We start from the raw sequence: 14,312 nt of genomic DNA, 5'->3' as shown, positions 1-14,312 counted from the left end.
AAGACATTAAAAAATCCGATACCAGAGACTGATATCGGATTTTGAAGCCTTAAAAAGATCGGTCAACCGATCATGAAAATTTTCTTAACTGATCGGCATTAGGCATTACGCCCGTTTTTAAATGTAAACTTAATGGTTTATTGCTTTATTTAGCTAACTTCATTAGAAGCGTGTTCAAGTTCTGTACAAAACTAGATGGGTCTTTCAAGCTACCCTGTTCTGACAGTGCAGCTTGATCAAACAATACGCCTACCCACTGATTAAACAACTCTTCATCTTGGGTATCCGCCAGCAGCTTCACCAAGCTATGCTCAGGGTTAAGTTCAAAGTGATACTTCACGTCTGGCACGGTCTGCCCTGCTGCCTGCATAAGCTTCATCATTTGCGTAGTCATGCCATTGTCATCTGCTACGATGACCGCAGGTGAATCTGTTAAGCGATGAGTAAATTTAACGTCTACAACCTTATCGCCAAGTGCAGTTTTAGCTCGCTCAAGAACACCTTCAACTTGCTTTTCTGCTTCTTCTTGCGCCTTCTTAGACTCTTCGTCTTCTAAGTCGCCTAAATCTAAGTTTCCTTTCGCAATTGAGACAAACTGCTTCTCGTTAAACTCAGTAAGGTGAGACATTAACCATTCGTCAATGCGTTCGCCCATCAATAGCACTTCAATTCCTTTCTTGCGGAAAATCTCAAGGTGAGGACTAGACTTGGCAGCTTGCAAGCTATCTGCTGTCACATAATAAATCTTATCCTGGCCTTCTTTCATTCGCTCAATATAGTCAGCTAATGATACGGTTTGTGCATCAGACTCACCGTGTGTAGAAGAGAAGCGTAACAAGCCAGCAATTTTCTCGCGGTTACTGAAATCTTCAGCCGGCCCTTCTTTTAACACGTTGCCGAATTCATTCCAGAACGACTGATATTTTTCATTGTCGTTCTTCGCCATTTTTTCAAGCATTTGTAATACGCGCTTAGTACAACCTTGGCGTAGCGCTTGCGTTATCTTGTTGTCCTGTAGAATTTCACGAGACACGTTAAGCGGAAGATCATTGCTGTCTAGCAAACCTTTAACAAAACGTAGATAAGTAGGCATGAACTGTTCGGCGTCGTCCATAATGAAAACGCGTTGAACGTAAAGCTTAAGACCATGACTTTGGTCGCGATTCCACATATCAAACGGCGCTTTAGAAGGGATATATAATAAACTTGTATATTCCGTTTTACCCTCTACTTTGTTATGCGCCCATGCAAGCGGATCAGCAAAGTCATGAGAAATATGCTTGTAGAATTCGTTATACTCATCGTCAGTAATCTCAGACTTTTCACGAGTCCATAGCGCCGTCGCTTTGTTCACGACTTCCCATTCACCAGGCTGGCCTTCAATTTTTTCGCCATCAGGCCCTTCACTTTCAGGCACTTCATCTTTCCACATCTGCACAGGAATACTGATGTGATCAGAATACTTACTTACGATAGAGCGTAAACGCCATGCATCAGCAAATTCTTTTTCGTCTTCGCGTAGGTGAAGTGTAATCTCGGTGCCACGTGTAGGCTTGTTGATTTCAGCAATAGTGAATTCACCTTCACCGTCTGAAATCCACTCAACGCCTTGCGATGCATCTGCACCAGCAGCACGAGTTCGCACCGTTACTTTGTCAGCTACGATGAACGCAGAGTAAAAGCCAACACCAAACTGGCCAATGAGTTGTGAGTCTTTAGCGCTATCGCCAGAAAGTTTGCTAAAGAAGTCTTTAGTGCCTGACTTAGCAATTGTACCCAAGTTCGCAATGACTTCATCGCGAGTCATACCAATACCGTTATCGGTAATGGTGACGGTATTTGCTTCTTTATCGACGCTAAGCTTAACGTTTAACTCGCCATCGTTTTCGTAAAGACTGTCATTTTCTAGCGCACGAAAGCGTAACTTATCCGCAGCATCTGCCGCGTTTGACACTAACTCACGTAGAAAAATTTCTTTGTTTGAATACAAAGAGTGAATCATCAGATGAAGAAGCTGTTTTACTTCTGTTTGAAAACCGTGGGTTTCTTTGTGGGCTGCTTCAGCCATAATCCAATATCTCCTCGTTGAATGGATCACGTTTGATGTTAAACAGGTAAGGTCGCTCAACGCACTTTTCAACGTTTAGAACGAAAATTTATTTTTTATAAGGAGATTTATCTTCAATAAAGTCTGATGTTGAATATTTTGTGGGCAAACGATAAGAGAGAACGTGACGTAGGCCCGCCAGGTGCGGACCTACGTTGAGTGTTTTAATTACTAAGAATAATGAGTTTAGGCAAATTTATAGAACTATAGTTTGCGGCGACCCGAAAATGCGTGGGTGAGAGTATTACCATCAATATACTCGAGCTCTCCCCCAACCGGCACGCCGTGGGCAATTCGAGACGCATCAACGTTATGGCTTGCACAAAGTTGAGCGATATAATGTGCCGTGGCCTCCCCCTCTACAGTCGGGTTTGTGGCGAGGATAACTTCATTTATCCCACCTGCGGCAAGACGAGCCTCAAGCTCAGTAAGACCAATTTCTTCTGGCCCAACGCCGTCAATAGGAGACAAATGACCCATAAGCACAAAATACTGCCCCTTGTAACTTAAGGTTTGTTCGATTGCTAGTACGTCTTGTGGGCTTTCAACAATACATAACAAGCCACTTGCTTCTCTTTCAGGGTGACGACAAATGTCACATAGCTCGTCTTCAGTAAATGTTCTGCAGCGCTTACAATGATGAATATGCTCCATGGCATTGTGTAATACGTTGCTTAAATCAATTGCCCCAGTGCGATTACGCTCTAATAGGTGGAATGCCATACGCTGAGCACTCTTGTTGCCAACGCCGGGAAGACACGTTAGTGCCTGAATTAATTCTGAGAGTAGCGGACTGAACTTCATAGTATTTACTGCTTTGGTGCTTTTTCTTTTTGATTCGAGCTTTCGCGGTATTTAATCACGTTCCGCTTTGCTTGGTCGAGCTTAACTTCATAAATGTTGCCCCCAAATAACCCCTTGTACTCTTCATCGGTGAAAACCAGCGTGTTGTCGTCATAAAACGTCACTGCCTCTTTTTGTGTGACTACGCCTAAATCAATACGCGACACATCGCCACTGAAGAAGTTATCGCCTTCAAAATTTTCAAATAACCACAGGCTTGTTGAATCTAACAGCACCAGTTTAGTCCTATCAGGGCTTATTGCAGCCGATGTGATCCAGCATAACTTTTCAAGGGTGGTACAGGTTTTAAATTCGCCGATGAGCTGTGCGTCAAAGTTAGCGGCATGGTCCCCCACCTTATACAACTTGGTGATGCCATCGAAGGGTTTTGTTCTATTTTTTGTAAACAGGTAGAGGTTACGCTTGTACTCTACGAACGCTTCCAAATCGTAGTTCTTGTCTTTCGGTTTTACTTTTCCTTTTCCCATTTCCGGGTAAGTAAACTTAATGATTTCTGCTTCTGTGGTATCGGTTTTTATGTCAATGGGGTTTTCAATTTTATAAATCGTTAACCAGCGTCGCTTGTTGTCATTGTTACCGAAGTCTCCCAAAAAGAAATGACCGAAACTGTTTTGTGTCATGTCTTCCCAGTCGACGTTTTTGGCATTTGTAACTGTCACTTCCCTCTCAATAGTTCCATCTTTATTGAGCATATAAAGGATAGGTCCATCGCCACTGTCGTTAATGGCCCAAAGCCTTTTGTATTTATCGTATTCTATACCTGAAATTTCCTTAAGCTTCGGGTCGACCGTTACTGTTTTCATTTTAAACAGGTCGTGAATACTCATAAAAAACAACACGGTTGCGATGGGTAGTAAAATAACCGTGGTGATAACTAAGCCTTTCCTTAGCACTACTAAAACCTCTATTTTAACGAGTTAACTTTCGCGATTAGCGGTTAACTGAACACGTTGAGTTTTCTGAAAGATAAAAAACGCAATGATACAACGATCATTCAACTATTTGGGACACTTTTTCTACGGAACAACGGTTAAATGAGATTTTAATGTTAATGTCGATGAGTTGGGCATGCGCTCAGTATTTGTAAGCTGTGTATCAGCCCATAATTATCAACGTATCGGGCTGAAAACAAGCCTAACCTTTATCAGTAAGCAGACGTTGACGTCCATCTTTATTGAATACGGTTTCATCGTGCTTTATGAATTGTTCAATGATTGACTGCTCATGGTCAGTAAATGCAGTTTCAAAATTTTGATGACCAACGCTCACTGTAGCTTTTTGCCCATTTGCTAACTTTTCGTTAGCCAGCGCTAACTGACTAATGAAATCATTTAACGATATCCGATTGTATGTAAAGATCCCGGGCTTACTCAATGATGCAGGTGTGAGTAAGTCATCATGTTCAAGCATAAAGGCGTGTTTGAAAATTGCTTGAGACTTTGTGAAGCAGGCAGTAGGGCTGCGCAGAGTAGCAGCTTCTGGAAGCGCTTTAATACGGATGCTCTGACCATTGTCTGCGGTTTGCCAAGTTACACCACACACACTAACACTATATGCATCTACCTGATTTGCAGTCTCCTTTTGCGCTAGCGTTGAGACGGTATCCAATGCTTGAAGCTCAGCAAGAACTTGAGCTAAAGACGTCATTGAGAGCTTTTCAATTGTTATCTTTCCCGCGCAGGACTGATAAGTAAGCTTCAGCGTGTTCTCTAGATAGTAGACTTGGCCTGTGTCCTTCCAAAGAGATACAGCGGTATTACTGATAGACGGGTTTTCGACGGCACAATTACGTTGGGCCTGAAAGCGTTTTAACATTTTTGCTAACACAGCATCCTCCCTCATTTCGAACTGCCACATTCTATTATTTGTGTTCCTTTGCCATGCGCAAGCTAAATGACTGAATGTGACAGTGTTTTAATGTTACGGAAGAAAGGCCTGGTTGAACTATTGCTAAAAATACTTATTTAAAACTCATAGCACGTTGGATTTTACGTGCGTATATCGATACCACAAACCGTAATGATAACTATTATCACATTGTGAAGTATGCGAGAATGGCAGCATGGCTTGATGACTAAGTAAGTAGGAAAACGAATGCGAAATCTTATAAACGCAACCGTAACCCAAGTTCACCATTGGAATGACACTCTGTTTAGTTTCAAAACAACGAGAGAATCATCTTTTCGTTTTGAAAGTGGTCAATTCGTTATGATTGGTCTTGAAGTAGATGGTAGGCCACTGATGAGGGCCTACAGCATCGCAAGCCCAAATTATGATGAGGAATTGGAATTTTTTAGTATTAAGGTGCCAGATGGTGCGCTTACTTCTCGCCTTCAAAATATAGAATCTGGTGACCAGGTAATGATTAATGTTAGGCCTACAGGTACGCTCGTGCCTGGTTTCTTGTTACCCGGAAAACATCTTTATTTGCTCAGCACTGGTACAGGTCTAGCACCATTTATGAGTATTATCAGAGATCCTTTCATTTATGAAAGCTTTGAAAAAATCATATTAGTTCACGGAACGCGTTGGCGCTCTGAACTTGCCTATCAAAACGAAATTGAGCACCAACTTCCTAACAACCCTTATTTCGGTGACGAAGTGCGTGAGAAACTCATTTACTATCCTACTGTTACGAGAGAAAGTTATGAGAAAAACGGTATCGCTCACGAAGGACGGATAACGAAGCTAATTGAAAGCGGAAAGTTGCTGGATGATATAGGTATGCCTGAATTAGACACTGAAAATGACAGATTCATGCTATGTGGCAACGACAATATGCTACAAGACCTTATGTCTATGCTAGACGACAAGGGCTTCTCGAAAGCTAACTCGCGCCGTCAGGGGCATTATGTAATTGAACAAGCATTTATTGAAAAGTAATGCGCAACGCATTGGCCTGACTATCGGCAACATTTTAAATTCTCAATAAAAATCGCCGGCGTGTTGCCGGCGATTTTCTATGATTTCACTCGCAAAATACTTGCAAGCTGTATCGCTTCTAGCTTTACATAATTATTTAAAACGGCATTTTGAAGCCAGGAGGTAATGGCATTCCGCCAGTTACATCACCCATCTTCTCTTTGCTAGTTTCTTGAACTCGACGTACCGCGTCGTTAAATGCTGCAGCAACCAAATCTTCAACCATATCTTTGTCGTCGTCCATCAATGACTCATCAATGTCTACACGACGTACGTTGTGGTTGCACGTCATGGTTACTTTAACCATGCCTGCACCCGCTTCACCTGTTACTTCAATTTTGGCTAGGTCGTCTTGTGCTTTTTGCATGCGCTCTTGCATTTGCTGCGCCTGCTTCATGATATTGCCCATTCCACCTTTAAACATAATTTTTGTCTCGCTTCGTTTTGGTGTTAATAATTCTGCTATCGCGCTTTAACCGAATCGGTTAGCACTGACGCATCGAAAGTCGATAGCAATGCTTGAATTGTATCGTCGGTTTTAATCACCGAGTGTGCATGCGCATGGCGCATGGCATGAATCTCTTGTTGTAACGCAAAAGGTGTAGATGCTGGTTCACCTAACGTGATATTTACTTCAACGTTTTCACCCAACCCATGATGGATTGCATCAACCAATTGCTTTTTCGCACTATCATTTAATAAATGCGTCTGACTATGGTCAATTTCAAGGGACACTTGATTGCCCGCTCGAGAAAATGATGCGTGCAGCACCAATTGTTTGAGTAGACCAGCAACTGGCATTTGCTCAACTAGATTGCTCCATTCGTCAATTTGGCTAGCGTGAGTTAATTTGCTTCCGTCATTTAAGTACGCTTTTAACTGCCCGTCATAGGTACTGCTCAGCGGCGTATCAAAATTTAGAGCATCCCGCGCAAAAGACCTATCTCCCGCACTTTCCATTTGCTCAGGGGCACTGTCGTAATTGGAGCTGCTATCTGAGGGCGCTTCAACATAATCAGCACCTTCAACGTGTTGAGGTGGTTGATTATCGTAATCAGTAGCCCAAGGTGGCATATCCTCAACCGGTGTTTCCGAGTTTGATTGCGCCTCAGATTCGTCATTTGAAAAAGGCATATCCTCTTCAAACTCATCAAGCGAGAAATCGCTCGTGTGGTTTGAGCTAGAATGATTCTTTTCTGACTCGCTAGTATGCATAGCGTCAGAAGAATACGCGTGAGTATTACCTAAAGACGAGCCTGAATTTGTACTTTCCAGTTGAGGAGTGTCACCGCGCGCAACACTATTGTCTTTATGTTCTGAGCCGCTATCTATACGCTCTGGGCTGATCTCTTTAAGCTCTGGGCTATTATTTAGAGGCTTAGGACTACTATTTAGAAGCTCAGGGCTATGATCTTGCAGCTCACGGCTGTTTTCATGCCCAACGGGGTTTAAATCACCACTCTTGATTTCATTATCAGCACTAGGCTGCCCTGAACTATTATCGCCACCCTTATTAATTCCATGTGCAGTTTGTGCAGCACTCAAAGCCTCGGCTTTGCTTCTGGTAAAACGCGCTTGAATATCGCTTGCACTTTCGGTCTTAGCATTTGCTGCGCTGGTACTTTTTGCCTCTGCGTCTTGTGCTTTTCTTTGCTTCAACTTTTGACGAAGTGCCAACATATCAGCCGTAGAAGTAAGCTGCTCTTCTGCGGTTAATGAAGACGCTTCGTTCTCGTGCGCCAACGACTCGCTGTTTTTATCAGAGCCTTTGGCGTTATGAGAGCCCTCAGCGTTATGAAAACCTTCAGCGTCATAAGAGCCCTCAGCGTTATGAAAACCTTCAGCGCTTTGAAAACCGTCAAAACCTAAAGAGCCATCATCTTCTGACGAAAGTGGCATATCGTCCATGTACGCATCTAACGGAGGTTCATCGAAATATTGCGCAGCTTCGTTATGGGACGCACTGACTTTACTTGGCGTTGGTTCAAGCTCTGCAGCAACGCTTTCTGTTTGTACCACTTGTACCGCGGTGTTTTCTACGGCTAGTTCTTCAATAGATGAAGTTGGAGCTGGCTTTACAGATTCATCATCATGTGAAGCATCACGCTCAAGTGCTGTTGTTTGAGTCGACGTTGCACCTGACTCTGAATGAGGTAGCGCCGACAGAGTATCACTTCCACTCAACTCGCTTTCATCAGCGGCTGCGTGTTCCTGCTCTTGCTGTGATTCAAATGGAGACGTCGATTGTTCTTGCTGCTCTTTTTCGATTATTGATGTAGCAAGTGAGTCTGGGGTAGATGGCGCACTTTCTAACGACTGTTCAGAGGTAGATTCAACCGATAGATGTGAAGGCGTCTCCTCCTGCACATTGGTTGCAGAAGTTTCGCTTAACGGCGCTTCCTCCTGCTTACCGACGTTTCCCGGGCCACCACTGGAAGAAGCATGATCTACAGGTAAACTATGCTCACTCCTCCCGTTTTCAATTTCACTTACGGTGTCGTCGATGGGGGTGTTTGGAGCAAACGACATCATTCGCATCAATGTCATTTCAAACGCACTTTTTCCATCCGCAGCAAACGGTAAGTCTTTTCTTCCTTGCAGTGCAATCTGATATAGCAGCTGCACTTGCTCAGCTGGAATAGTTTTCGCTAATTGAAATATCGCTTTAGCCGATGTGGTTTCTAGCTTACATGCTTCAGGCACCCATTGCGTTAACGCTATTTGGTGCAGCAGGCTAGCCAATTCGCTGTGTACGTTGTCATAATCGGGGGCTTGCTCTGCGATGTCATTAACTAACTGCAATACATCAGCAGGACTTTTACTTACTACCGCATGAACCACTTTAAGCAACTGGTTCTTGTCCATCAGCCCCAGCATATCGGTTACCACCGATGCCAGCACTTGATTTCCACCCTGTGCAATCGCTTGGTCTGTTAAACTCAGCGCATCACGCATACTGCCTTGGGCGGCTCTTGCCAAAAGCGCTAGCGCTTGTGGCTCAAAAGGCAGCTGTTCATGCTCTAAAATATGCTGCAGCTGTCCAACAATCTGCTCCCGAGACATGGCTTTCAAGTTAAACTGCAAGCAACGGGATAAGATGGTTATCGGAAGCTTTTGAGGATCGGTGGTCGCCAGTAAGAACTTAACGTGTGGAGGTGGCTCTTCCAGCGTTTTTAACAGCGCATTAAAGCTGTGTTTTGAAAGCATGTGTACCTCATCGATAAGGTACACTTTGTAACGCCCGCGAGTGGGTTTGTATTGCACGTTATCAAGAAGCTCGCGAGTATCCTCAACTTTGGTTCTTGATGCAGCGTCAATCTCTAACAAATCAACGTAGTTCCCCTGCTCTATCTCTTTACAGGTGTTACATTGACCGCAAGGGTTTGCCCCTTGTCCTTCTTCGCAGTTAAGGCTTTTCGAAAAAATACGTGCAATGGTAGTTTTACCTACGCCTCGCGTACCAGTAAACAGATAAGCGTGGTGTAGACGATCGTTATCCAAAGCATTTGAAATGGCAGAGACAACATGTTCCTGACCCACAAGTTCACTGAACTTGCCCGGTCGCCACTTCCTTGCTAGTACCTGATAACTCATTATTACGTATTTCGCCTTTTGCTAGTTATGCTTTATAGCGATTATTCGCCTTCAAACTCACAAATAGAGTAGCTTTCTATATCAAGCGTACTCAATTTCTTCTCGCCACCTAGGTCCGGTAAGTTAATAACAAAACCTGCATGGTTTACTTCACCGCCTAGTGAACGAATTAGTTTCGCAGAAGCGGCTATCGTTCCACCAGTTGCAAGTAAATCGTCAATAAGAAGGACTTTATCTCCTGGCTCAATGGCATCTTTATGGATTTCCAATGTATCCATGCCATATTCAAGCTCGTAGCTCTCGCTCACTACTTCACGAGGAAGTTTGTTGGGTTTTCTCACTGGAACAAAACCAATGCCCATTTCGATGGCCAATGGCGCACCAAAAAGGAACCCGCGTGCTTCAGTACCTGCTATCTTGGTAAATCCCATACCTTGATACTTTTCTACAAGTAACGAGATACAGCTACTAAATGCTTTGTGATCTTCTAAAACGCTGGTCACATCTCTAAATAAAATACCTGGCTTTGGATAGTCAGGTACGGTTTTCACTACTGATTTAATATATTCTGCAGTCACAATTATGCCTTGAATGTCTGCGTTATAACCAGAAGGTGAACCAGCCGGCGATGATATGCATCAACGGGAACGCGATTAGAGTTACTAGCGATGCTAGAAAGTACCACTTGTTATAGACTTCTTTGAAATCTGAATTGTCAGCCATTTGCACTACCTAAACAATTTTGTGAACAAAAAAATGGTGCTAAATGTTAATCGAAAGCAAGCCCGATTGACAGCGCTAATATGATCGATCGCTCACTTTCAGACCAGATCCTGGCGAAAGTTTAATATAAAGCAGGTAAATAGTAATGGTTACTTAGGATACTGGAAGCAGTATTCCTTTTTGTAACATGTCAGTGAGGGTCTGGTTCATACCATTTATAAGCACGTTCGAAGGAATTTGGGGAAGTTGTTGGCACAACGACTCAGCTAATTGTTCTATTTCCATTCCCAGTTCATTTTGTTCCAGCGTGTTGACTAAAATAGCCGTCACCGGATTAACATGAGTAAATTGAACGTCAAACTCACGGTCTCTGTAAACAACGTAGAACTGCTGTTCTTCGGCAGGTTGCTCTGGGATATAATCCTCACCAATTAGATGGACTTCGAACTGATATGCCGCCAACGAGGCATACGGTGACACCCTAATGGCGGTAACATTGTTTCCTTGTTGATAAAATTCAATGTCGTCTTCGTTTTTTCTGATACTGACGTCAAGCTCAAGCCACTCATAGTGAGCAAGCTCCGCAGCAAAGTCGGGCAGAGTAATATCGAAGGTTGGCTCTGTTGAAAGGTACTCAACGAACTCTTTACTTATTTCAGCAAAATAAGGAGAGCGGCATTCGTGCTCAATAAAAAACTGACGCACAATACTCTCCCATCCTTTTTCACCATACTGTTTTACCACAATAGATTTTAAAACGGGAAAACCGGTACTGACGAAATTATCGATGTTGTTAAAAAACAGGGATTGATAGATTTTCATCCGACGAATGTGATCAGCGTCGGTATCACAAAATGTCTGTGGGTCTTTGATCGCATCAACGAATGTTTTTTGAGTGGTTTGAAATGACTGAGTCACGCGACACTTCCTTTAACGTTTGATGCTTGAACAGCTTCGCATTTTGCTTGAATTTGCTTAATTTTCTTCACTTCCGCTAATAATTCGCTTAAAGGAGGAATATTAAAATCACGCTCTAGCAAAGTTGGAAATACGCCGTGAGTGAGGTAAGCGTGCTCCAACAGCGCCCAAACTGGCTCAATGACATCAGCCCCGTGAGTATCAACTTTCAAATCCTCTGCTTCATCATAATGACCAGCAATATGGCCATACACAACTTTGTCTGAGGGCAAGCCGTCAATAAACGCTTTCGCATCGTATTTATGGTTGATACTGTTCACGTAAACATTGTTTACGTCGAGAAGCATTTTGCAACCCGATTCATTTAGTATGCTCTTGGTAAATTCAAGTTCATCCATCTCTTGGCCTGGCGCAATGTAATAAGAGACATTTTCTAAGACCAGCGGTCGTTCGATAATATCTTGAACTTGAACAATTCGAGATACTACGTGCTTAATCGCGTCTTCAGTAAAGGGAATTGGCATCAGATCGTACATATGACCGTTGCCAGAACAAAAGCTTAAGTGCTCGCTATACAAGGCAATATTGTTTGCATCTAAAAATCCCTTAACGGTTTTTACAAACTCAACATCTAGTTTGTCGCTACTTCCGATAGACAAAGATAAACCATGAGTTGTAAAGGGAGCTTGCGAAGACGCTTGCTGAAATTGTTCTTGGTACTTCCCACCAAGTGGGATCCAATTTTCAGGGGCTACTTCCCAAAAATCGACTTCAATTGGCAATGTAGGTAAAAGCACTTTTAGCATTTCCCGACGAAACCCAAGACCTGCGCCACAGATGTTTTTCATATCTTCCCCTTTACCGCATGGGATTGCACAATAGTAACGTACGTTACTAGACAAAAAAGGCCATCATTCGACAGCCATTTTTTGCTAAGCGTAACTCGTGTAGCCTTAATCATTCTTTTTCAAGCTACACGATGTTTTTTGAATGGCGGTTACATGCTACCGCATTTGCCTTCGCCGCACTTGCCTTCTTTACCAGCTTTCTTGTCGCCGCCACATTTACCTTCTCCGCACTTGCCTTCTTTCTCAGCTTTCTTGTCGCCGCCGCACTTACCTTCGCCACACTTGCCTTCTTTGTCAGCTTTCTTGTCTCCGCCGCACTTACCTTCGCCACACTTGCCTTCTTTTTCAGCTTTCTTGTCGCCGCCACACTTACCTTCGCCGCACTTGCCTTCTTTCTCTGCTTTGTCGCCGCCACATTTTCCTTCGCCACACTTGCCTTCCGCAGCGAATTGGCTGTAACCAGATTCTAATGCTTGCATACCAAATGGATTTACATCTGCTACTGCAACCGTTGACGCCAAAGAGCCAATTACAACTGCACCCAACGCTGTCGCTACTGATGATTTTTTGATTTGTTTCATTGATGTACCCTCAATAATATTAGTCATGTTTGACGTACAGTAAGCACGTGTACTTTAAAAGACCCTGTGGGCTTAAAGGATATTTCACAAAAATTAATTTTTTTACAATTAATTTTTATGACATTGATATTAAAAGGTTTTATATTAACAAAAGTGCATCTGCATACTTTTACAATAAGTTAACAGAAAAAGTTAAGTACAGTACCTACAAAAAGTACAGGGTAAACGCGGTGAAGCAACAATTTTATCTAGGTCAATGGCAAGTCGATGTAACCAGCAATACTCTATCTCTCGCCAAGCTTAAGAGGACTCTAGAGCCGAAAACCATGAATGTTCTGCTGCTGTTGTGTCAGCAAAAAGGAGAAGTAGTATCCTCTGACGAGATCGTTGCTCAGTGCTGGCCTAAACATATTTGTTCACTGCCTCGAAATTTAGCTTTATACAAAAGCGTATCAGCCGCTTGCAACAGCTAAGTTATGATCTCATAACAAAGATTTTCATTCGTTGCCACTCCCATATTAACAGTGAGCTTTTTATTCGACACGAGTATGAAGTGCCTGACACTGAGTGGGGCACGGAGCCACTCGATTCGTATAGGCAATAGTTGTGCAGCTTGGTAAGGAAAGAGTTATTTATTCGCACTTCGATAGGATTCTAATATTGTAGAGTCGCTTATATGTGTAGTAACTAGATTCAAACTATCAACAAGTTCATCTTTGTACCTGCTGTGATTTGAAACTGCAAAATAGGAAGGTACGGTCAATTTGTCTGAAATACTTACCTCAACCAATCGACTACCTAAGGACTCTGTATAAAATTGATAGGGTTGTTTGTAGCTAATTAGATAAGACGTTCTTCCAACATCAAAAAGGTGAATTGCGTCGCTACTTGTCGGCATATCAAAAAATTCGAAACCTTCTTGCTTAAGTGCCTGTCGAATACCTAAATAGTCATAGCCGCGAATTGCCGAAATTGACTTATCATCCGCAAGTTGTCCGTTATGTAGAAGTACAATAGATAAGTAAACAAATGGAGCGTCTATAAATGTAGCGTTCTGGTCTAACGCTGAAGTACCTCTGACATTAATTGTGACATCGACCTTCCCGGTCTTCACACGTTCAAACAAACGGGCCGGAGGCATGCATTCAACTAATACGTGATAATTCATTTTAGCCAATATAGCTACAGTTGCATCTATCGCTACACCATGGCAACGCGAAGAGTCGGGTTCTTTAATCACTAATGGTGGGAACTCAACAACACCAAGCGTAATAGACTTTTCTGTTTTTAAATTTTCTTCAGAGCTTGCGCAATACGCCCAAGAAATAAGAATTAAGCAATAACCTAAAAGAACCTTACGTTTCACATTTTTACCGATTTATTCACTGATAAATTATTTATATAGGATTTTGTGAATAAATTATAGGAAGGAGATGTTATTACTAGATCTCTCCCAGTCAAAATATGCTTACAGCACAAGCACACAAGAAATGGGGTCAGAGTACTTTTTACTTTAAACATCAGAACATAGTTATTCCATTAATCCCCAGTGCCGCTAAATCAGAGAAATGTACTCTGACCCCAATTTGAGGTGTTGCTGGGGGAATGGGGATTAATGTACTCTGACCCCATTATTTCTTTCTTCCAAACGCAAAAAACCCGCCGTTAGGCGGGTTCTTCTTAATTGGGACCTGGCAGTGTCCTACTCTCACATGGGGAAACCCCACACTACCATCGGCGCTAATACGTTTCACT

The 14,312-nt window shown here is 42.8% G+C and carries 13 protein-coding genes and 1 pseudogene; 2 read left to right on the top strand and 12 right to left on the bottom strand.

Annotated features, from left to right (window positions below):
* Positions 1-145 precede the first annotated feature (145 nt).
* The 4 genes from htpG to F0261_RS19170 form a co-directional block, all read right to left on the bottom strand.
* On the bottom strand, positions 146-2,068 hold the full coding sequence (htpG, locus tag F0261_RS19185; protein WP_014950044.1) for a molecular chaperone HtpG: 1,923 nt from the start codon (positions 2,066-2,068) through the stop codon (positions 146-148).
* Positions 2,069-2,311: 243 nt separating this feature from the next.
* Complete coding sequence (gene recR, locus F0261_RS19180) at positions 2,312-2,911, bottom strand: recombination mediator RecR (RefSeq protein ID WP_014950045.1); 600 nt, start codon at positions 2,909-2,911, stop codon at positions 2,312-2,314.
* A 5-nt stretch (positions 2,912-2,916) separates the two neighbouring features.
* Entirely contained in the window at positions 2,917-3,864 is a 948-nt protein-coding gene (locus F0261_RS19175) for a hypothetical protein (protein ID WP_014950046.1), read from the bottom strand.
* 241 nt (positions 3,865-4,105) lie between these two features.
* Entirely contained in the window at positions 4,106-4,828 is a 723-nt protein-coding gene (locus tag F0261_RS19170) for a hypothetical protein (protein WP_014979750.1), read from the bottom strand.
* 237 nt (positions 4,829-5,065) lie between these two features.
* On the opposite strand from F0261_RS19170, the gene F0261_RS19165 reads away from it, so the two are divergent.
* Entirely contained in the window at positions 5,066-5,854 is a 789-nt protein-coding gene (locus F0261_RS19165; protein WP_171338680.1) for a ferredoxin--NADP reductase, read from the top strand.
* Between the two features lie 136 nt (positions 5,855-5,990).
* On the opposite strand, the gene F0261_RS19160 is transcribed toward F0261_RS19165, so the two are convergent.
* From F0261_RS19160 to F0261_RS19135, 7 genes are all read right to left on the bottom strand, one after another.
* Positions 5,991-6,317: a YbaB/EbfC family nucleoid-associated protein gene (locus F0261_RS19160; RefSeq protein WP_014950049.1), complete on the bottom strand. Its 327-nt coding sequence runs from the start codon at positions 6,315-6,317 to the stop codon at positions 5,991-5,993.
* Between the two features lie 38 nt (positions 6,318-6,355).
* Positions 6,356-9,487 (bottom strand): DNA polymerase III subunit gamma/tau, encoded by a 3,132-nt coding sequence (gene dnaX / locus F0261_RS19155; RefSeq protein ID WP_171338679.1) that lies wholly within the window; start codon positions 9,485-9,487, stop codon positions 6,356-6,358.
* Positions 9,488-9,528: 41 nt separating this feature from the next.
* The gene (apt, locus tag F0261_RS19150) at positions 9,529-10,065 is read right to left on the bottom strand and encodes an adenine phosphoribosyltransferase (protein ID WP_014950051.1); all 537 of its coding nucleotides are present in this window, start codon (positions 10,063-10,065) and stop codon (positions 9,529-9,531) included.
* 22 nt (positions 10,066-10,087) lie between these two features.
* Entirely contained in the window at positions 10,088-10,210 is a 123-nt protein-coding gene (locus F0261_RS20165; RefSeq protein WP_256253717.1) for a hypothetical protein, read from the bottom strand.
* A 153-nt stretch (positions 10,211-10,363) separates the two neighbouring features.
* Positions 10,364-11,128: a putative DNA-binding domain-containing protein gene (locus tag F0261_RS19145; RefSeq protein ID WP_171338678.1), complete on the bottom strand. Its 765-nt coding sequence runs from the start codon at positions 11,126-11,128 to the stop codon at positions 10,364-10,366.
* On the bottom strand, positions 11,125-11,976 hold the full coding sequence (locus tag F0261_RS19140; protein ID WP_171338677.1) for a DUF692 domain-containing protein: 852 nt from the start codon (positions 11,974-11,976) through the stop codon (positions 11,125-11,127). The genes F0261_RS19145 and F0261_RS19140 overlap by 4 nt, the downstream gene beginning before the upstream one ends.
* A 149-nt stretch (positions 11,977-12,125) precedes the next feature.
* Positions 12,126-12,557 carry a hypothetical protein gene (locus F0261_RS19135; RefSeq protein ID WP_171338676.1) on the bottom strand — a complete coding sequence of 144 codons (432 nt, stop codon included), beginning with the start codon at positions 12,555-12,557 and terminating at the stop codon, positions 12,126-12,128.
* Between the two features lie 47 nt (positions 12,558-12,604).
* Here F0261_RS19135 and F0261_RS19130 point away from each other — a divergent pair.
* Positions 12,605-12,961: pseudogene (locus F0261_RS19130) on the top strand (transcriptional regulator); the annotation flags it as partial.
* Between the two features lie 224 nt (positions 12,962-13,185).
* On the opposite strand, the gene F0261_RS19125 reads toward F0261_RS19130, so the two are convergent.
* Positions 13,186-13,923, bottom strand: a complete 738-nt coding sequence (locus F0261_RS19125; protein WP_171338675.1) for a transporter substrate-binding domain-containing protein — start codon at positions 13,921-13,923, stop codon at positions 13,186-13,188.
* Positions 13,924-14,312 lie beyond the last annotated feature (389 nt).

Source organism: Alteromonas sp. 07-89-2, from assembly GCF_013113925.1.
Classification (GTDB): Bacteria; Pseudomonadota; Gammaproteobacteria; order Enterobacterales; family Alteromonadaceae; genus Alteromonas; species Alteromonas macleodii.
This window is presented reverse-complemented; position numbering and strand designations above follow the sequence as displayed.